This is a genomic window from Planctobacterium sp. AWM4_229 (genome assembly GCF_056160305.1).
Genome location: NZ_JBSWWX010000004.1, coordinates 152,700 through 171,207 on the forward strand (window position 1 = coordinate 152,700; position 18,508 = coordinate 171,207).

Annotated in this window: 18 protein-coding genes; 8 read left to right on the plus strand and 10 right to left on the minus strand. The window is 46.2% G+C overall.

Features of this window, described 5'->3' with window-relative positions; genetic code table 11:
* Positions 1-134 precede the first annotated feature (134 nt).
* The gene (locus ACXAGP_RS10005) at positions 135-3,287 is read left to right on the plus strand and encodes a PAS domain S-box protein (protein ID WP_475261158.1); all 3,153 of its coding nucleotides are present in this window, start codon (positions 135-137) and stop codon (positions 3,285-3,287) included.
* A gap of 107 nt (positions 3,288-3,394) precedes the next feature.
* On the opposite strand, the gene ACXAGP_RS10010 is transcribed toward ACXAGP_RS10005, so the two are convergent.
* The 3 genes from ACXAGP_RS10010 to ACXAGP_RS10020 form a co-directional block, all read right to left on the minus strand.
* Complete coding sequence (locus ACXAGP_RS10010) at positions 3,395-3,742, minus strand: hypothetical protein (protein ID WP_475261159.1); 348 nt, start codon at positions 3,740-3,742, stop codon at positions 3,395-3,397.
* A 59-nt stretch (positions 3,743-3,801) separates the two neighbouring features.
* Positions 3,802-4,488, minus strand: coding sequence for a divergent polysaccharide deacetylase family protein (locus ACXAGP_RS10015; protein WP_475261160.1), 687 nt, complete (start codon positions 4,486-4,488; stop codon positions 3,802-3,804).
* A gap of 572 nt (positions 4,489-5,060) precedes the next feature.
* A complete protein-coding gene (locus ACXAGP_RS10020) occupies positions 5,061-6,182 on the minus strand; it encodes a murein hydrolase activator EnvC family protein (RefSeq protein WP_475261161.1) in 1,122 nt (373 codons plus the stop codon).
* Between the two features lie 127 nt (positions 6,183-6,309).
* On the opposite strand from ACXAGP_RS10020, the gene ACXAGP_RS10025 reads away from it, so the two are divergent.
* The 4 genes from ACXAGP_RS10025 to gpsA are packed head-to-tail and all read left to right on the plus strand — an operon-like array spanning position 6,310 to position 8,559.
* Positions 6,310-6,735: a rhodanese-like domain-containing protein gene (locus tag ACXAGP_RS10025; RefSeq protein WP_475261162.1), complete on the plus strand. Its 426-nt coding sequence runs from the start codon at positions 6,310-6,312 to the stop codon at positions 6,733-6,735.
* A 7-nt stretch (positions 6,736-6,742) separates the two neighbouring features.
* A complete protein-coding gene (grxC, locus tag ACXAGP_RS10030) occupies positions 6,743-7,000 on the plus strand; it encodes a glutaredoxin 3 (protein ID WP_475261163.1) in 258 nt (85 codons plus the stop codon).
* 19 nt (positions 7,001-7,019) lie between these two features.
* A complete protein-coding gene (gene secB, locus ACXAGP_RS10035; protein ID WP_475261164.1) occupies positions 7,020-7,541 on the plus strand; it encodes a protein-export chaperone SecB in 522 nt (173 codons plus the stop codon).
* 16 nt (positions 7,542-7,557) lie between these two features.
* Complete coding sequence (gene gpsA / locus ACXAGP_RS10040) at positions 7,558-8,559, plus strand: NAD(P)H-dependent glycerol-3-phosphate dehydrogenase (protein WP_475261165.1); 1,002 nt, start codon at positions 7,558-7,560, stop codon at positions 8,557-8,559.
* A gap of 9 nt (positions 8,560-8,568) precedes the next feature.
* Here the strand turns inward: gpsA and trmL are convergent, their stop codons facing one another.
* The 4 genes from trmL to ACXAGP_RS10060 are packed head-to-tail and all read right to left on the minus strand — an operon-like array spanning position 8,569 to position 12,191.
* On the minus strand, positions 8,569-9,033 hold the full coding sequence (gene trmL, locus ACXAGP_RS10045) for a tRNA (uridine(34)/cytosine(34)/5-carboxymethylaminomethyluridine(34)-2'-O)-methyltransferase TrmL (RefSeq protein ID WP_475261166.1): 465 nt from the start codon (positions 9,031-9,033) through the stop codon (positions 8,569-8,571).
* Between the two features lie 8 nt (positions 9,034-9,041).
* Positions 9,042-10,025 carry an alpha/beta fold hydrolase gene (locus ACXAGP_RS10050; protein ID WP_475261167.1) on the minus strand — a complete coding sequence of 328 codons (984 nt, stop codon included), beginning with the start codon at positions 10,023-10,025 and terminating at the stop codon, positions 9,042-9,044.
* Positions 10,026-10,077: 52 nt separating this feature from the next.
* Entirely contained in the window at positions 10,078-11,496 is a 1,419-nt protein-coding gene (locus tag ACXAGP_RS10055) for an ATP-binding protein (RefSeq protein ID WP_475261168.1), read from the minus strand.
* Positions 11,493-12,191, minus strand: coding sequence for a response regulator transcription factor (locus tag ACXAGP_RS10060; RefSeq protein ID WP_338294441.1), 699 nt, complete (start codon positions 12,189-12,191; stop codon positions 11,493-11,495). The genes ACXAGP_RS10055 and ACXAGP_RS10060 overlap by 4 nt, the downstream gene beginning before the upstream one ends.
* 182 nt (positions 12,192-12,373) lie before the next feature.
* Between ACXAGP_RS10060 and ACXAGP_RS10065 the strand changes: the two genes are divergently transcribed.
* Positions 12,374-13,141: a Spy/CpxP family protein refolding chaperone gene (locus ACXAGP_RS10065; RefSeq protein ID WP_475261169.1), complete on the plus strand. Its 768-nt coding sequence runs from the start codon at positions 12,374-12,376 to the stop codon at positions 13,139-13,141.
* Between the two features lie 45 nt (positions 13,142-13,186).
* Here ACXAGP_RS10065 and ACXAGP_RS10070 read toward each other — a convergent pair whose 3' ends face one another.
* Complete coding sequence (locus tag ACXAGP_RS10070) at positions 13,187-14,101, minus strand: lipase secretion chaperone (protein ID WP_475261170.1); 915 nt, start codon at positions 14,099-14,101, stop codon at positions 13,187-13,189.
* Between the two features lies 1 nt (position 14,102).
* Entirely contained in the window at positions 14,103-15,038 is a 936-nt protein-coding gene (locus tag ACXAGP_RS10075; RefSeq protein ID WP_475261171.1) for a lipase family alpha/beta hydrolase, read from the minus strand.
* Between the two features lie 384 nt (positions 15,039-15,422).
* On the opposite strand from ACXAGP_RS10075, the gene ACXAGP_RS10080 reads away from it, so the two are divergent.
* Entirely contained in the window at positions 15,423-15,815 is a 393-nt protein-coding gene (locus ACXAGP_RS10080) for a VOC family protein (RefSeq protein ID WP_475261172.1), read from the plus strand.
* A 35-nt stretch (positions 15,816-15,850) separates the two neighbouring features.
* Here the strand turns inward: ACXAGP_RS10080 and ACXAGP_RS10085 are convergent, their stop codons facing one another.
* Positions 15,851-16,894, minus strand: a complete 1,044-nt coding sequence (locus ACXAGP_RS10085; RefSeq protein WP_475261173.1) for a S66 family peptidase — start codon at positions 16,892-16,894, stop codon at positions 15,851-15,853.
* 106 nt (positions 16,895-17,000) lie between these two features.
* Between ACXAGP_RS10085 and ubiD the strand changes: the two genes are divergently transcribed.
* Positions 17,001-18,485, plus strand: coding sequence for a 4-hydroxy-3-polyprenylbenzoate decarboxylase (gene ubiD, locus ACXAGP_RS10090; RefSeq protein ID WP_475261174.1), 1,485 nt, complete (start codon positions 17,001-17,003; stop codon positions 18,483-18,485).
* Positions 18,486-18,508 lie beyond the last annotated feature (23 nt).

An 18,508-nucleotide genomic window follows, 5' to 3' on the forward strand; every position in this document is an offset into this window, starting at 1 on the left:
CAGGGTGGGAAATCTCACCTATACTGAATTTACAAATCGCAATGAGTTTTCCAAGGGCTGGTTTAATCCGACCTTATCGAGACTTTAGATAATAAGGTGGTCAAAAATATGAACACCGGGCAGAGAGACATTCTATGAGCATATTTAAGCGTTTATTGGGTGGAGATTCACAGGTTACAGAGTCTGAAAAGGACAATAACGAGTTCCAGATTTTCTCCGAGACCATCCGGCAGGCCATAGATGCCATTGTGATTATCGATGAGCACAACAATATTCAATTTGTTAATGCCGCTGCAGAAAAACTCTGGGGTTACAGCGATTTTGAAATGTTGGGGCAAAACGTCAAAATGCTGGTGCCTGCGGCTATCCAGGCACAACACGATAGCTTTATCGAAGCCAACCGTACCACCGGACAAAATAAGATTGTAGGTACCAGTCGCGAAGTGGAGGTACACCGCAAAGATGGCAGTATTCGCTGGGGTTCGTTAGCCCTCAATAAAATTGAAGTAGCAGGGAAAATCCTCTATTCCGCGTCGGTTCGCGATATTACCGATGAAAGGGATGTTCGGGAAACCGTTGATCAGACCCTGGAACAAGCGCTGGATGCAGTGGTCACCATCGACGAACACAACACAGTGCAGTTTTTCAATGGCGCTGCTGAGAAGTTATGGGGTTACAAGCGAAACGAAGTCCTGGGCCAAAACGTAAAAATGCTGGTGCCTAAAATTCATCAGGCCAATCACGATAATTACGTTAATGCTAATCGCACGACCGGCCAGGACAAAATCGTCGGTACCGCTCGAGAGGTGCAGGTAGAGCGCAAAGATGGCTCCACGCTTTGGGCGCAACTGTCTCTGTCAAAAATTAACCTTTCCGGGCGCATTCGCTATACCGCGTTTGTTAAAGACATCACTGAAGAAAAAGAGCAGCGCACCATTATCGATCAGACTCTGGAGCAAGCGCTGGATGCTGTGATCACTATTGATGAACACAACATAGTGCAGTTTTTTAATGCCGCCGCTGAAAAACTCTGGGGCTACAAGCGGGAACAGGTGCTGGGGCAAAACGTAAAGATGCTAGTGCCTAAACTGATTCAGGCGGATCACGATGAATATGTGAACGCTAACAGGCGCACGGGTGTCGATAAGATAGTAGGCCAGGCGCGAGATGTGAAAATAGAGCGTTCCGATGGCAGCGAGATTTGGGGTAATTTATCACTGTCTAAAATTGATTTGGGCGATCGCATCCTTTACACCGCTTTCGTCAAAGACATTACGCAAGAGCGAGAGTTGCGTGAGATTGTTGATCAGTCGCTGGAGCAAGCGCTCGATGCCGTGGTACGTATTGATGAAAACAACAACGTGCAATTTTTCAATAAAGCGGCAGAAGCATTCTGGGGCTACAAACGCGAAGAGGTGCTGGGCAATAACGTTAAAATGTTGGTGCCTCGTGAGATACAGGCCAACCACGATAATTTAGTTAATGCTAACCGTACCACTGGTCAGGACAAGATCGTAGGTACTGCCAGGGAACTGCTGGTAGAGCGCAAAGACGGCAGTAAAATTTGGGGCTCCTTGGCATTATCTAAAATACGGGTGGGTGACAAAATCCTGTATACCGCTTTTGTGCGCAATATAGATGCTGAAGTAAAACAACGCCGTATGGTGGAGTTGTTGTCTTTAGTGGCCAACGAAACTGATAACTCGGTGGTGATCACCGATAATGAAGGCAAGACCGAATACGTGAACCAGGGCTTTACCAAACTGACCGGCTTTACTGATTCCGACATCATTGGTAAAAAACCTGGTGAGATTTTACAAGGACCAGAAACGGATCCCGAGACCAAAAGACTGATACACAATGCTCTGGCGGAAGCCCGCCCCATTTATACTGAAATTCTCAACTATGCCAAAGATGGCACCAAATATTGGATTTCGTTGGCCATAAACCCGGTATTTGACTCTGCAGGAAAAGTTAAACAGTTTGTTTCCATTCAGGCCAACGTCACCGAAACCAAATTAAAAGCATTGGAGTTTACTTACAAGCTGGAGGCAATTTCTCGCGCTAACCTGGTGGCTGAGTTTGATACCGATGGAAGTTTGGAGGAGTGCAATGAACTATTCAGCGATGCATTGGGATTGGCAGGCGATACCAAGCAGTTAGATTGGAAAGGCTTATTACATGGGGATTTTGTCAACAGTCAGCAATACGCGACCTTTGTGGACAATATGCAGCAAGGCCATTTTGTCAGTGATGATTTTAAATTTGCTCATAGAAATGGACAGGTCGCCTGGTTTAACGGCTCCTTTAATCCCATTAAGAATACATCTGGTGAAATAACCAAAATTGTTTTCTTTGGTACCGATGTCACCGCCCGTAAAGACGGTATCGACAAGCTAGCTTCCGGCTTGACTGAGCTGGAAAATGGCGATTTAACCGCTCGCGTGCAAGGGGATTTTGGTTCTGAGCTGAATCGAGTAAGGGATTCTCTCAATGCCTCCATGCAGCATTTGCAAGAAACGGTTGGCAGTATATTGCAACTGGCTGATCAAGTAGGGCATGGCACCAGAGAAATTGCTAGCGGTAATAACCAACTCAATGACCGTACCATTCAGCAAGCCTCAAGTCTTGAAGAAACCGCGGCCAGTATGGAAGAGATGACCTCTACTATTCAGCAGAGTGCTCAAAATGCCTCGCAGGCTTCTTCCGCGGTGAACAAAACCAATGAACTGGCTAAGACTGGCCAGGATGTGGTGAAGAATACCGTCAAAGCGATGGAAGAAATTTCCGCTGCCAGTAAGAAGATTGCCGATATTACCAGTGCCATAGATGAGATTGCTTTCCAGACTAATTTGCTGGCGCTTAACGCTGCGGTAGAAGCAGCCAGGGCCGGTGAGCACGGCAAGGGCTTTGCCGTAGTGGCATCGGAGGTGCGCAATTTGGCGCAGCGTTCAGCAACCTCTGCAAAAGAGATCAACAGCTTAATCAACGACAGCATCAAAAAAGTGGAAGCCGGGGTGAAAACCGCTGGCGAATCTGGCGAAACCCTGGAAGAAATTGTGGCAGCAGTGGTGAATGTAGCTGAACAGGTCGGCGACATTATGGAAGCTGCTAAGCAACAGGAAATGGGAATTAGTCAGATCAACGCCGCCATTGTGCAGATGGAAAGCATGACCCAGGAAAATGCAGCACTGGTGGAAGAAGCGGCATCTGCCAGCCAAATGATGCAGGACCAGGTGGAAAATATGCGCTCAGATTTGAGCTTCTTTAAGATTGGGGACGAGTAATCGCGAACGAGATTTGTCGTTTGGCAAACGAGACCTACTGTGTGTCCAGTGCAATCACTGGACTCAGATTCTCAGATGGTGAAAGTATGTTTTTAGTGAACTACTAGTTAATCAACTAATGCAATAAATGTTAGCTTGGGTGATTTGTAGTTCCACCATGACACACATCCATTTACCCAGCCTTTTATCCTTTTCCCAGAGACTTTCGCCGTAAGTGCCAGAGAGAACATCTCTTTATAGTGTGGAGAATCTGGGTTAATCATTAATCCCAGCTTTTTATCTTCATCACATGGTTCATCGTGTTGCGAAGCGCCATCAGTTGCAATAGTAACCACAAGTTTATTTGCGTCAGTAATACTAACTTGTTTGACATTCACTGGGCCAAAAGAGCTGTTTGCAGAAACCATTTGACAGGCCAATAGCCAAACAATTAAAACCTTCAAAAAAAAACTCATTGTTATATTTTCCCTAACTATTAAAAAAAACACGTGTCATTCGAATTGAACGCTTTTGTTTAACGTCCCAACTGCCCGGTGCGATTCCACGCCCATTGGTTGGGTGTTTGCGGTAGTTTTTGACGTACTGGAATAAGTTTGATGCCTTGCTCTTCAAGCGCGTTTAGCGCCACTTGCAAATACTGCAATGTCACTTTGTGAGGATGGGCGATACCCACTGCGAAACCATTTTTCCGGGCTTTGCGGATTAGCCTTCGGAACTGGTAATCGATGTGCTGGGTTTCCTGAATGTGATCTAAAAAAACATTGCGGCGCATGGTGGGAACCCCATAATCATGGGCAATGTTCTCTGCTTTGCTATATCTCGTGGTACGGCTATCCAGAAAGAATAATTGATGGTAATTCAGGTATTCCATAGTGGCTTGCATCGGGGCTGTAAGCTGGGTTAGTTTACTGCCCATGTGATTATTAAAGCCGATGGCTTGGGGAACCGAGAGCAACGCCTCCTTCAAGCGTTGTTTAATCAGCACTTCCGACATATCAGAGGAAATGCCCCCTGGTCCCATGTTTAAACCTGAGAGAGCCTCCATGGGCATATGCACCAGGACATCTCTTTGTTCTCGAGCTGCCACTTTGGCGAATTTGGTAGAGTGCGGCGTGTGGGGCAAAATCGCAAATGCCACCTGAGTGGGCAGTTGGAATGCCAATTCGTCACTGTGATTATTACCCATATCGTCAATGATCAAAGCGATTTCTGCTGCTGAGGCACAGGTTGCTGTTATCCACAATAAACACGCAACTAAAACGCAGTGATGCTTCTTTTTTGTGGGCTTCTTTTTAAATAGGGGAAATCTTAACGGGGTGAGTGCTTTCCTGTCGTTCGTATGAACAACATCAGGTTGGTATTTTGTAAGATGAAACGCTATAACCTGAAGCCAGGAAATAGCGTTTAATAACTTAACATTGTAGCGCACGACTCGTTGAATCTTTTTGACGTTATTGTTATTAAAATTGACTATTCAAAATTCGGGTCGATTAAGTGAAAGGTGGTCATTTATTTTGTTATTTTAATTGTGGAAACCACTTTTCGTTGCCGATATAAAAAGCTTAGTGTTTTTATTATCGCTTCGAACGACATTTCCATTATAAGAACTCGGGATCGATAGTCCACCAGAAAAAGCGAAAACTGACGGTTTTTTTTACAGACCGGGTTGATTCATGGGTATTAAAAAAAATACTTATATTCTAATTGTCGGCTTTCTAAAATCTTAATAGCAATAGGTGATATAGATTGTTTCTGGTAAGCACAGTCTTGGATTTACAGATCCAACCAATTGCTGGGATTTATGGCACCGCCTTTATGGCGCAATTCAAAGTACAGTCCCGGACTTTGTTGACCGCCGCTTTGTCCTACCAAGGCAATAGTTTCACCCGCTTCAATAATGTCGCCGGCCTGTTTTAGCAAGGCTTGGGTATGACCGTATAAACTCATATAGCCTTCACCGTGATCGATCACCGTAACTAAGCCCATGCCTTTTAGCCAATCTGCAAATATTACTTTCCCTTGATGGATGGCGCTCACAGGGCGTCCAAGTGGGGCACTGAAAATAACCCCTTTCCAGCGCACCTGGCCCTGTCGCCGCTTGCCAAACAAGCGTCGGTATTGCCCATTTACCGGTTTAATCAGTTTGCCCTTAACATTTCTCAGCCCACTTAATTGGATATCTTGCCGTGCCGCCTCTCTTGCCAAGGCTTCTGCAATGGCATTAGTAAGTTGTTGCTCATTGATTTGCAGTTGCTCAATTTGAGCCGCTTCGCTGTCTATGGTTTGCTGAATTGCTGACAGGGTTGTCTCACGACTTTTTTGTTGCAGTTGTAAGGCTTGCTGTTGCGCTTTTTGTTGAGTTTGTAAGTTGACGATTTGCGCTTTTTTCTCTGCAAGTGCACTAGCGGTTTCTTGTAACTGCTCCAACAATAGCGAAAAACTATCTATTTGTTCTTTGCGGGCTTCATTCAGGTATTGGTAATACACCAACATACGCTCAAATTTGCCAACGCTCTCCTGGTTGAGAAGTAGCTTGGTGTAATCGTGATCACCCGCCAGATAAGCACTTTTTATTTGGTTGGCCAGCAGTTTTAATTGCGTTTGTTTTTGAGCTGTGAGTTGTTTGTGTTTGTCTTGTAACTGCTTTTGCTCATCTTGCACCAGCTTTAGCTCCTGGCCACTAATGATGCTTTGTTTTGTGAGTTTGGCAATTTCCAGTTCGGCATTGCGCAGTTGTGTTTGCAAACTCTCCGCGGTGCGCACTTTGGCATTGAGGTCGGATTGGCGATTTTTTATTTCATCCTGAATGGATTTGAGATCTTCCTGAGTTTGAGCATGGCCTGGTGCCACAACTAAGAGGCATAACAGCCATAGTAAAGACAACGGTTTAATCAAAAAAATCCTTTGTTCCCTATTGGTTTTTATCATTGATTGCGGAACACCTCTGGCGTCTGAACGTAAAATCTATATACTTTGCAGTCGTTTTATTATCACTGCTTTACTTTAAGGTTTTAGTCAGATTATGCAGCAGTTCGTTGAGTTTATCGGGAATCATCCAATGTTGGCAACAATTTGGGTGGTTTTGTTCCTGTGGTTGTTATACAGCACAGTCAATAGCAAGCTTTCTCCCATCAAAGAATTAGGCACTCACGCCGTAACACTTTTGATGAATCGTTCGGATGCCATTGTTTTAGATATCCGCCAACAGGCAGATTTTAAAAAGGGGCATATTCTGGGGGCTAAAACTCTGACCCAAGAGCAGATCAATAAAGCTGATTTCAAATCGCTTGAAAAATACAAATCCACACCCATTGTTGTTGTATGCGCAATGGGGGTGAGTGCGCGTCGCACGGCCTCACAATTGCTGAAAGACGGTTTTTCACAAGTGTCAGTATTAAAAGGTGGCATGAATACCTGGAATGCCGAAGGTCTACCGGTTAAGAAATAAGTATTTCATGGCTAAAGTTGAAATTTACACTAAGGCGTATTGCCCATATTGTTCTCGTGCCAAAGCGTTGCTTGAACACAAGGCGGTTGAGTTTATTGAATTTAAAATAGATGCCCAACCAGAATTGCGGGAACCTATGATTGCGCGCGCTAATGGTGGTTACACTGTGCCTCAGATATTTATTGATGATCAGCATATCGGTGGCTGTGACGACATGATGGCTCTGGAACACCAGGGCAAATTAGATCCACTTCTATCAAATTAATTTAATAAGGCTAGCTACAATGGCAGACGAGATTCAAACTGGCGCGCAAGAAGACGCACCACAAGCAAAAACAGCGCAATTCCAGATTCAGCGTATTTATTGCAAAGACATTTCTTTCGAGACTCCAAACTCTCCGGCAATTTTCACTAAAGAGTGGAAGCCTGAGATGAAAGTGGACATGGATACTAAGTCCAAGAAGCTTGAAGACAATAACTATGAAGTGATATTAACAGTAACACTACAGGCTAAAATTGAAGATCAGACCGCATTTTTGGTAGAAGTACAGCAAGCCGGTGTTTTCTTGATTGGTGAAGATATGCCAGAGCCACAGAAAGCTCATATGATTGGCGCTTTCTGTCCAAACACCCTGTTCCCTTATGCGCGTGAAACTGTGGCCAGCTTAATCAACAAAGGTACTTTCCCGGTATTCAACCTGCAGCCAGTAAACTTTGACGCGATTTTCGCGCAATACATGCAAAAACGCGCTCAACAGGCTCAAGCTGAAGCTGAGCAAGCTGCATCTGAAGCCCCTCTTCAGTAAGCGTTAAAGCACCAATATGGATGCTCAATCCATCACGGTACTTGGAGCAGGGTCTTATGGCACTGCTCTGGCCTTTTGCTTAAGTCGCAAGCAAGTACCCGTCTGGTTCTGGGGGCGTAATGCCGAGCAGATGCAACAGATGGCCAGCGAACGCAGCAACCAAGCCTATCTTCCCGGTTTCACCTTCCCTGATGCACTCCATGTAGAGCCGGATTTGGCCAAAGCCGTGGCCAAAAGTCGTGATATCTTAGTGGTTGTCCCCAGTCACGCATTCGCGGCGATGCTGCAACAACTCAAGCCACTTTTGACCCAAGAGCATCGTATTGTTTGGGCGACCAAAGGGCTTGAGCCTGAAACAGGCCGTTTGTTGCAGGACGTGGCCAGAGAGATTTTGGGAGAGAAGCTCCCCATTGCGGTACTATCAGGCCCAACCTTTGCCAAAGAAATGGCTAAGGGCCTACCCACAGCTATTACCCTGGCATCAGAAGACGCTGATTTTATGGATGACTTTGCCAATAAATTGCATTGCGACAAGTCATTTCGGGTATACAAAAGCAGCGACTTTATCGGCGTGCAGTTGGGCGGGGCGGTGAAAAACGTAATTGCCATAGGTGCCGGATTATCTGATGGTATGGGCTTTGGCGCTAATGCACGTACTGCTTTGATCACCAGAGGCCTGGCAGAGTTGAGTCGACTGGGGGCAAAATTGGGGGCTAATCCACAGACCTTCATGGGGATGGCGGGTTTAGGCGACCTGGTATTAACCTGTACCGACAATCAATCTCGCAATCGCCGCTTTGGTCTCGCTCTGGGTGAAGGCAAATGCGTAGAGCAAGCCATGACTGATATTGGTCAGGTGGTGGAAGGTTATCGCAATACCAAAGAAGTGTATGTACTCGCCGAGCGCCTCGGGGTAGAAGTGCCCATTACTGAGCAAATCCACGCTATTTTGTACCAAGGTAAGACAGTACAGGAAGCGGCGGCAGCTTTGCTGGGCCGCGAAATCAAGTTTGAGTAATAACCTGCTTTAAGTGGCGTTAGCAAAATCCAATTGGCGCCAACTTTCATAAACGAAAACAGACACCGCATTCGATAAGTTCATACTGCGACTGCCTTCTACCATGGGAATACGCAAGCGCTGCTCTTCTGGCATGGAGAAGATAAGATCTTCCGGTAAGCCGCGAGTTTCAGGACCGAATAGCAAACAATCACCCGCTTGATATTTAACCTCGGTAAAAAAGCGCGTGCCTTTGGTGGTGCAAGCAAACACTTTGTTGGGTTTGCGCAGTTCAATATAGCTTTCTAAATTGGGGTAGCGTTTTACATTGGTGAACTCGTGATAATCAAGGCCGGCTCTACGCACTTTCTTCTCATCTAAATCAAAGCCCAGCGGCTCAATCAAATGCAATGAATATCCGGTATTGGCGCACAAGCGCACGATATTTCCTGTATTAGGGGGGATTTCAGGCTGATATAGCACAATGTCTAACATGTAAAACTTTATTCCTCGAAAAACTGCAGTATATGAGTCATTGCCGGGTTGCGGTATTGATCTTGCTCCATTAATAGTTCGTGTTTGGCATCGGGGATAGTGATGAGCTGGCAATATGGCATGCTGTCACATACGGTATTTTGTGCTTCATTGGCAACAATCGTATCACCTCCGGATTGCAATAACAGAGCGGGTATTTTAATTTTTTCGGCCTGTTCAGCAACGGTGTTCATTGCCCACATGGAAGCTTTTAACCAACCACTGGTGATGCCGCCGAGAGCGATATCCAATTCTTCAAAAACCGTTTCGCTTTGCTGATAGCGCACCTCGCTATGGGTTACGCCATTGCCAGAAAAAGGTTCGGTTTGTTTGTCGCCTTGCCCCAGAAAATACCAAGGCTCGCTGCCAAAAATGTCATTGAAAAAACTGTGGGTGCCCAAAATCCCTTTTGCCAGCCATTGTGGGATTGGCGCATTGATGCCAAACATGGGCGAGGAAAAAACCACTTTCTGGAAAGTATCAGGGTGGCTGATGAGGTAGAGGGCACCAATGGCACAGCCCATAGAATGACAAAGCAAGTTGGGTTTGCTCTGGCTGTTAGGTATTACCGTTTGGGTGATGAAGTGCTGCAAATCGGCCACAAAAAAGCTGTAATCTTCCACGTGACCTTTGTCCGGATTTTCCGCCATTCTACCGGATTGTCCCTGACCTCGGTGATCCAGGGTAAAAACCGAATAACCATTTTGATACAGGTCGTAAATGACTTCTTTGTATTTGACGCTGCCTTCGGTACGCCCGGAAGAGATGACAATACTGCCTTTACTCTGTGGATGCAGTATCCAGGCCGTGTGTATTTTTACATCTTGCTCGCCGGAAAACTGGCCTTTTTGTACTTGGTTGTTCCAGAAGGGGTTGATCAGGGTTTGGTACTTTTCAGGTAATTCACTTTCCTGAGTGAGTACTATCTCTTGTGACAGGGTGCTGGTGGACATAAAAATCATCAATATAGTTACAACAAAACCGGGCAAACCATGCATTTTGAGATTACAGAGGAAGTTTGATTTCAACGCTTAGCCCACCCTTGTCATTGTTTTTAGCCGTTATGCTGCCATTATGCGCATTTATTGCCTGTGTGGCTATGGCTAAACCCAGCCCCGTACCGCCAGTTTCTCGATTTCTGGCAAAGGATACCCGGTAAAAAGGCGTAAACAATTTATTCAGTTCTTGCTCCGGGACGCCGCAACCATCATCACTCACAAGGATCACCAGGTGCTGCTCTTGTACTTCTGCCGTTAGCTGAATGGTGTGCTCTGCGTATTTAATGGCGTTGCGAATGATGTTTTCTACAGCACTGTTTAACAGGGAAACATCGGCCATCAGTTCAATGCTTTCGGGTAGGCTGCAGAGTAACTGTTTCTGATGGCTCTGTGCTTCGTAGCGAGCATCTTCCAATACGCCCTCGATACAAGTGGGGAATTGTTGCTTGTGTTTAGTAATATCCAGCGAGCGACTCTCTAGTCTGGACAGTTGTAAAACATTGCCAATCATGGTGTCTATTTGTTGCGCTTCCTTCTCGATTCGCTCCAGGAGCTGTGCTTGCATAGGATTGAGCTCTATGGCTTCAGGCACCTGTTGGGTTTCCATGTGTTGTTGCGCTATACCGATCGCCAGTTGCAGCCTCGCCAAAGGTGAGCGCAACTCATGGGAAATGTCCGCCAGTAAACGTTTTTGATTCTCTAATAACTCGTCCAGCTTTACTGACATGGTCTGAAAGTCTTGACTGAGCTCCCCAATCTCATCGTTACGGCTACTGCTGTGCAATGTACCAGCCCGAAGGTTACCTTTGGCCATTTCTTGGGTGACGCCACGCAATTGTTTGATGGGGCGACTGAAAGACCAGGCCAGAGCGAAACACAGCACACCACTTATACTGAGTGCGATTAGAGCCAGTAATTCAAAGCGCTGCTGTACCATAGGAAATCGGATAACCCGCCCGTTAAAAATGGAGTACTGATTGCCGGCGACTTCGACATTCACCGGGCCAAAAAACACTCTGTCTCCAGACATAAAGCCGTAGGCCGCGTCGGCCAGGGCGAGGTTTTTAAAGCGCCGTTCAAAAGGCGGAGGCATACGCAATGCGTCGCTGTAGATTCGGTCTTCTTCCACATCCAGCAGCACTACATCGCTTTCAAATTGCCTTCCCAGTAGATGCACCATGCGTTTAAGCTTGCGCGGATTGCCCGGTATGCCCATGGCCATTTTTGTCTGAAATTGCTCTGCTATTTGCTGTAATCTTTGCTGCTCATCCGCGGGAATGGTTTGCAGTTCTGGCCCTTTTACTATTTGTCTTACTGTGATCGCAGTGCAGATAATTAATACCAATGTGGTGAGCCAAAACCACAAAAATAAGCGTCCAAAAATACTATTAAGCGGGTTGAGCTTTTTTAACAATCGATGTTTCAAGCGGCGCTCCCCAAAAAGATATAACCTGAACCACGGACCGTTTTTATGCGTTCTTTATTGTTGATTTTGTTTAGTTTTTTACGAATGTTACTCACGTGCATATCAATGCTTCTGTCATAACTTGCCAGTGGCCGCCCCAATACTTTTTTACTGATATCCTGTTTACTCACCAGATTTCCGCAGTTCATCATGAGCAGGTGCAAGATAGAAAATTCCGTTGAGGTGACTTCAATCGCCAGGTTGTCGCATAACACGGAACGGGAAACCGGTTGCAGATTAACATCCCCAATGGTGATGGGCTGATGGGTACTGTGACTGGGTACAAACTCCATACGACGAATGATGGCCTTGATTCTGGCCGATAGCTCTCGGTGATTAAAGGGTTTGGGCATGTAATCATCCGCCCCCAACTCCAATCCAAAGATGCGATCAAAGTCATCGCCTTTGGCAGTTAGCATCATAATAGGAGTTAAATGACTGATGCGGATCTTTTTCAGTACCTCAAAGCCGTCCAACTCTGGCAGCATCACGTCTAATAAAATTAGATCAAAGTGCTCACCGCTGGTGGCCATCTTCACTCCGGTTAAGCCGTCGTGAGCGCATTGAATTGCGTAGCCTTGCGGAGTTAAGTATTCGCTCAGAAGTTGCGTGAGCTCTTTGTCATCATCAATGATGAGTATGGATTTTGCCGACATGCTGGTTTTTACCCTTGTAACAAAACGTGTGTTTTTACACGATTACATTCTTAATATTAACGCTTCTTGGGACTCTGTGTAACAGGGATAGTTTCGGTCTTTACGCAACCTTTACAAAGGCAATACGTTGCTTTAGCTGCGCTGTGCCAAGATGTTGTTGTCGTTAAAAAGAGGGCAAAGCGATGAAAAAACAACTTTTAGTTATCTCCTTAATTGCTGCATCGGTAGTAACCGGTGGACTTGTTACTGCACATGAGCGTGACCGGGAACATCAGCCACGCAAACAAATGATGCAAATCTTCAAGCAGCTTGATTTAGAGCTCGAACAAAAACAAGCCATTCGCAGTGTAATGCACGATGCCAAAGATCAAATGCAGGTGTATCGTGAAGACATGAAAAAGCTGCATCAGGAAATGATGGATTTGGTGACTTCGGGTAACTTAAGCGAGGCTTCAGTGGCAACGGTGTTGAGCCAATATGAAGAAACACTTGGTGCTATGACGGTGGCTAAATCAAGCCACAAGTATGCGGTGTATCAAGTGCTTACTGATGCACAACGAGAAAAGGCCAGAACCTTAATGGAAGAGCAGCGTCTTCGTATGGAAAGTCGCGATAGCGGTGAGCGCTTTGCCAAAATGGCAGAGAAACTGGAGCTAAGCGACAATCAGATAATGCAAATTGAACCCCTGTTAGAAGCGGTTAAAGAGAGCCGTATGGCATTGCGGGATGTCATGCATGGTTTTAAAGAAACCCAACGCCAATGGTTTGAAGATGGCAGCTATAGCGAAGAAAAGGTCAGTGAACTATTTTCCACTACCTTTCCTGAATTTCAGGCAAAGCTCTATGCGGTTGTTGCCAGTCATCAGCAGGTTTACCTGCAATTGACAGAAGAGCAGCAACAGCAGGTGCAATCCCGAGCGGGAAAACGCTTTATGCCTCGCTTAATTTAATCATTGGAGCTGTGCAAACGCCCTTCACAGGGCGATTTGCTACGTCTAATATTGGCCGTGCTTTAGTAAGACCTTGGCCCGGCGTAATTCATTTTCAGCAAAATGTTGGCTCAAGAGCATCATCTGCTCTGTTTCATTATTGAGCGTATGGTAGTCACCGGCGAGGGCTCTTACTTTGTGATTAAAGTCTGCTTGCTGTTGCCAAGTGTTCGCTAGCCTCTGTGCGGCTTCCGTACCGAATTGACTTTCTACTTCCCGAAGGCGCACATAGCTATCGCTGTGCTGCTTTTTAATGTCATCCAACTGTTGCATCTGTAGCGTAGGCTGAAATGCTTTTCGTTGTTGCTCCGGTAGATTTTCAAGATTTTCCCGAATGAGCTGCCGCTTTTGCTGTTTGGTCATATCCGGCGCCAGGGCAATTTCCCGGCGGGTCATGGCCTGTTCGTCATGACGCTGCTCTTCTGCGAATAAACTTTCATATTCTGCATCGTTAAAAAATGCCCGGCGCAAAGATTCCAATGCCTGCAACTGGTTTTTAAGTGCAGTCAGGTCGGACTTAACAACTCCTTGCTCAGGCTCTAACTGCATTAGTGCTAACTTGTAATCCAGATAGGTTTGCAACAATTGCATGAATGCCTGACATCCGGATGTTGTTAACTGCTGTTGCTGACAATACTGCTCGCCTACTTGCAGTATCACTCTGGGGTCGGTGCTGTTGGCGTTTAAGATTAGACTTTCCAACACATCTTTTACACCTGTGTTCAGCACAAATTCTCCCGTTCTTTGATTTAGCGGCTTTATGGCAACTTCTGGTAGAGTCGTTTGGTCAGGCTGTACAGCAGGACTTTGTTTTGTTTCTGTCGATTGTGCTGCCACCTTTGTTTCAGGTGTATGTGGGCTGAGTAGTGCCAGGGCTAAAAGCCCTGACAGCAGCACAAAGCCGGGTAACCAGCGGGTCATGTTACAGTCCTAACTGCTTGAGCAAGTTAGCTTGCTGTACAAATACACTGACCGGGTCCGTCTCGAATAAATGATGGATACCAAAAGTCTGGTTTACTTCATCCAGGTGATTCATTTTGTAGTTGTCTTTCAGCACATAGCCCAGGTGTGAACTACAGGAAGAGACTAAACCATCGTTACTTTCGTTGAAGGCAAGGCCCGTCAATGCCAGTGCTGGATCAGCAATATCGAAGACATTGGTATAAGTTGAACCGCCACTCCAGGAGAAGTAATATACGCCATTGCTAGCCAGCAGTTCGCCATCATTGGCACAATATGCTGAAGGCATGCCCTCTGGGTATTCAGCGTTGAACTGCAGCGTTTTCTCTGTTGTCAGTGCTTCCAACGCCGCGATAGTATCTGTGGGTAATTCACCCGGATTAGAGCCTGTAATTAATTCTAAAAAGTTGGTAAAGCCATCAAAGACGGTTTTAGCCACACCTTCCAGAGTTGAGTCAGGTTCGATCCCAGCACGTACAAGATCAGCCACAGGGCTACCCCAATTAACGCCTGCGACAGAACTGGCAGAAGCCACCAATTCTGGCGCGACGCTGGCAACATAACGTATGGTTGGGCCACCATGGCTGTGACCGATAAGGTTGACTTTTTCAGCACCACTTACCGCCAATACTTCCTGAACATAAGCCAGCAATTGTTCACCTCTTACTTCCGTAGCGTTAGCTGGAGAAACCGTAGCGACGTAGACTTGTGCACCGTTGCGACTCAGTGCCGAAGGGACTTTGTAGAAATAGTCCACCCATAACAGATCGTCAAAACCAAACAGACCATGTACCAGGACGATAGGGTATTTCGTTTGCGAATAGCTACCTGCATGGGCTGAGGTAGATAAATAAGACAAGTTGACTAACAGCAATACTGCCAGGAATAATTTTTTCATGTGTGTTCTCCAAAGGTTAAAAAACTTAACAGGTAAGATGTCATACCAGATGCTGTTAATGGTTGGTTAAAAAAATGTAAAGATCAATGGGTGAAAAATCGGAGTGTGCAAAGTAAAACCCGTGTAGTGCGTGGTGAGAGGAATTGGAAAGCTCCAGTATTTAAAAGCAACCCCTTGAAGTGATTAGTATTTCTCCGGTGCCAGTGAAAACCCATTGAGACACAATTCAATGAGTATTTATCTATCCTATTGTGGCCATAAATTGTACTTATTTCGGTTTTTTTGGCGCATTTTTGCACCTGGAGTGCATAAATTTTGAGCCTTAAGCGTTTCGGGCTACGCTTAGATTGATAATCAGACAAGAGCAAAGCAGGAGAATTCCCTATGAGCGCATCTGAAAAAGTGATCGGTGCCATAGAATGGCGAGATTTAACCGTGGATGACGCCACTCAACTGAAAGACTTTTATGAAAGTGTGGTGGGCTGGAAAAGTGGTGCCGTATCTATGGGCGAGTACAGTGACTACACCATGGACCTGCCCGATACAGGAGAAACCGTTGCCGGCGTTTGTCATGCGCGTGGTTGCAATGCAGGTTTGCCTGCTCAGTGGTTAATGTATGTCCGAGTCTTGGATGTGCATGCTAGCATTAATGCCTGTGAAGGCATGGGAGGTAAATTACTGTACGGTCCCAAAAGCATGGGGGATGATGAGTTTTGTGTGGTGCAAGATCCCGCCGGGGCGGTAATTGGATTAATCTCTGAACACGCTAAAGCCTGACTTTATAAATCAGGCAAAATACGGCTAGTCAGATATCAGGGCACCAAGGTTTGGGTTACAACTCCTTTGCCGGCTTGTAACTCCACGTGTGCCAGGGCACCATTGACTAAGGTCATGTTGGGCGGGTAATGGCTGATATCCACGTCATAGAAAACCGGATAATCCCGCTCGGCAAAAATCTCCTCAATAACCTGATAGTAATCCAGCTGTCCTTGAGTATCCTCCGGACCGGTGCTGCGCCCCAACAATACGCCATTTAGGCCATCAAACACGCCTCGGTATTGCATACTGAGCAAAGCCCGTTTTAATCCTGTCGGTGGCTGTTCAACGTTTTCCAGATATAAGAGCACGCCGTCCAATTGATAGCGCTGTTTAAATTTTTCAAAGTCCAGATATGGGTTAGCAAACAGGTTCACCAGGGTATCAAGGCAGCCACCAAATAACCTACCGCGCATGGTTTCAGGCGCTTGCTGATTTTGTTGTTTCTTCAAGGAGCGCCATTGCGAAGGCTTCCTGAGATCGAATCCAGAAAAAGGGTTCTCCTGCCAGTTCATAAAATAATCTTGATAAAGCGCAGAGCTCTCCTGGCTAAATGAACCCATTTCTCCAGTGAATAAACGCTGTAGCGTTCCGGCTGTAAGTGTATCATTTTGGCTGGCAAGCATTTCCATCAAACAGGGCCCATGCACTGTGGCGTAATCACAGCTGGCAGTAATGGCACAGGTAATGGTGGAAATGTCCGAATAGCCTACTATCCATTTGGGGGGCAACTGTCTTAATTTTTCATAATCCAATAAAGGCAAGCATTCTGTGGCAAGTTCGCCACCGTAGGGTGGAATAACCGCATCTACGCCAGGATCAGTTAAAAAATCCATAAACTCAGCAGTACGCGTTTTAGCATCAGCGCTGACATAGCCTGTGTTTTCGCGTAGACACTGTCCCTCAATGATCTTAAATCCACTGTTTCGCAGATCACTGAGTATTTTGTCCAGTCTTGGATGAAGGCTTTGATCCACACCTGATGAAATAGCCGTAACAGCGATGGTGGAATTTGTAGTTAGAGGTTTTGGATAGCGCATAACAATGGAGCGTCTTTGTGTCTGTATTTTAATAATGAGTTGCAAACCCGTATACTAGCGCAAATTTTATTTTCGTCAGCAAGAATAATTTCCCCAGAAGCGAACTATGAAATATAAAGATCTCAGAGAATTTATTGAGAAACTAGAGCAAATCGGTGAGTTAAAGCGCGTTACGATCCCAGTGAGTACCGAGCTGGAGATGACCGAGATTGCGGATCGCACTTTGCGTGCCGGTGGACCTGCAATATTGTTTGAAAATGTTGTTCACCCGCACAACCCAGATGCTGTGAATATGCCGGTATTGGCAAACCTGTTTGGTACACCCAAGCGCGTGGCACTGGGTATGGGCCAGGAGAACGTTGACGCATTGCGTGAAGTGGGCGAATTGCTGGCATTTTTAAAAGAGCCCGAGCCGCCTAAAGGACTGAAAGACTTGTGGCAAAAAGTGCCGGTGTTTAAGCAGGTATTGAATATGCCTGCTCGCGAAGTTAAAAAAGCACCTTGTCAGAAAAATGTTATTGCTGGTGATGATGTTGACCTTAATAAGATTCCGGTGCAGCGCTGTTGGCCGGGAGATGTTGCGCCACTGATCACCTGGGGGCTCACGGTAACCCGAGGCCCAAATAAGAATCGTCAGAATCTGGGGATATATCGTCAGCAGGTGATTGCTAAAAACAAGGTGATTATGCGCTGGTTGTCGCATCGCGGTGGAGCTTTAGACTTCAAAGAATGGTGCCAGCAACATCCGGGAGAAAAATTCCCGGTGGCAGTGGCTCTTGGCGCCGACCCGGCCACTATCCTTGGGGCTGTAACTCCCGTACCAGACACCTTATCAGAATACGCCTTTGCCGGTTTGTTGCGCGGTGATAAAACCGATATCACCAAGTGTATCAGTAGTGATTTACAAGTCCCCGCCACGGCAGAAATCATTCTGGAAGGTTATATTGACCCGGAAGAAACTGCACCTGAAGGTCCTTATGGCGATCACACTGGCTACTATAACGAGGTGGAAACCTTTCCGGTATTTACCGTTACCCACATTACTCATCGGGATGATCCTGTTTATCATTCCACCTATACGGGTAGACCACCGGATGAGCCTGCCATTTTGGGGGTGGCACTAAACGAAGTATTTGTCCCCATCCTGAAGCGCCAGTTTCCCGAGATTGTAGATTTCTATTTGCCACCAGAAGGTTGCTCTTATCGTTTAGCCGTGGTGACCATGAAGAAACAGTACCCCGGACACGCAAAGCGAGTCATGATGGGGGTTTGGTCTTTCTTGCGCCAGTTTATGTACACCAAGTTTGTTATTGTCTGTGATGATGATGTCAATGCCCGCGACTGGCAAGATGTTATCTGGGCCATGACGACACGTATGGACCCGGCCAGAGACACCACCATGATTGAAAATACCCCGATTGATTATCTGGATTTTGCTTCCCCGGTTTCCGGGCTGGGCTCAAAAATGGGGATGGATGCCACTAACAAACTGCCGGGTGAAACAGACCGAGAGTGGGGTACGACTATTGTCATGGATGATGAAATCAAAGCGAAAATCGATGCCATGTGGCAGGATTTAGGATTAGAATAACCACCGTTAACAACGAGATAGAG

Coding starts and splice junctions, on each gene's coding strand:
- ACXAGP_RS10025 (WP_475261162.1), top strand. CDS start 6,310: ATGCAGCAGTTCGTTGAGTTTATCGGGAATCATCCAATGTTGGCAACA.
- ubiD (WP_475261174.1), top strand. CDS start 17,001: ATGAAATATAAAGATCTCAGAGAATTTATTGAGAAACTAGAGCAAATC.
- ACXAGP_RS10010 (WP_475261159.1), bottom strand. CDS start 3,742: ATGAGTTTTTTTTTGAAGGTTTTAATTGTTTGGCTATTGGCCTGTCAA.
- ACXAGP_RS10070 (WP_475261170.1), bottom strand. CDS start 14,101: ATGACCCGCTGGTTACCCGGCTTTGTGCTGCTGTCAGGGCTTTTAGCC.
- secB (WP_475261164.1), top strand. CDS start 7,020: ATGGCAGACGAGATTCAAACTGGCGCGCAAGAAGACGCACCACAAGCA.
- ACXAGP_RS10085 (WP_475261173.1), bottom strand. CDS start 16,894: ATGCGCTATCCAAAACCTCTAACTACAAATTCCACCATCGCTGTTACG.
- ACXAGP_RS10060 (WP_338294441.1), bottom strand. CDS start 12,191: ATGTCGGCAAAATCCATACTCATCATTGATGATGACAAAGAGCTCACG.
- ACXAGP_RS10080 (WP_475261172.1), top strand. CDS start 15,423: ATGAGCGCATCTGAAAAAGTGATCGGTGCCATAGAATGGCGAGATTTA.
- ACXAGP_RS10050 (WP_475261167.1), bottom strand. CDS start 10,025: ATGTCCACCAGCACCCTGTCACAAGAGATAGTACTCACTCAGGAAAGT.
- trmL (WP_475261166.1), bottom strand. CDS start 9,033: ATGTTAGACATTGTGCTATATCAGCCTGAAATCCCCCCTAATACAGGA.
- ACXAGP_RS10005 (WP_475261158.1), top strand. CDS start 135: ATGAGCATATTTAAGCGTTTATTGGGTGGAGATTCACAGGTTACAGAG.
- grxC (WP_475261163.1), top strand. CDS start 6,743: ATGGCTAAAGTTGAAATTTACACTAAGGCGTATTGCCCATATTGTTCT.
- ACXAGP_RS10065 (WP_475261169.1), top strand. CDS start 12,374: ATGAAAAAACAACTTTTAGTTATCTCCTTAATTGCTGCATCGGTAGTA.
- ACXAGP_RS10075 (WP_475261171.1), bottom strand. CDS start 15,038: ATGAAAAAATTATTCCTGGCAGTATTGCTGTTAGTCAACTTGTCTTAT.
- gpsA (WP_475261165.1), top strand. CDS start 7,558: ATGGATGCTCAATCCATCACGGTACTTGGAGCAGGGTCTTATGGCACT.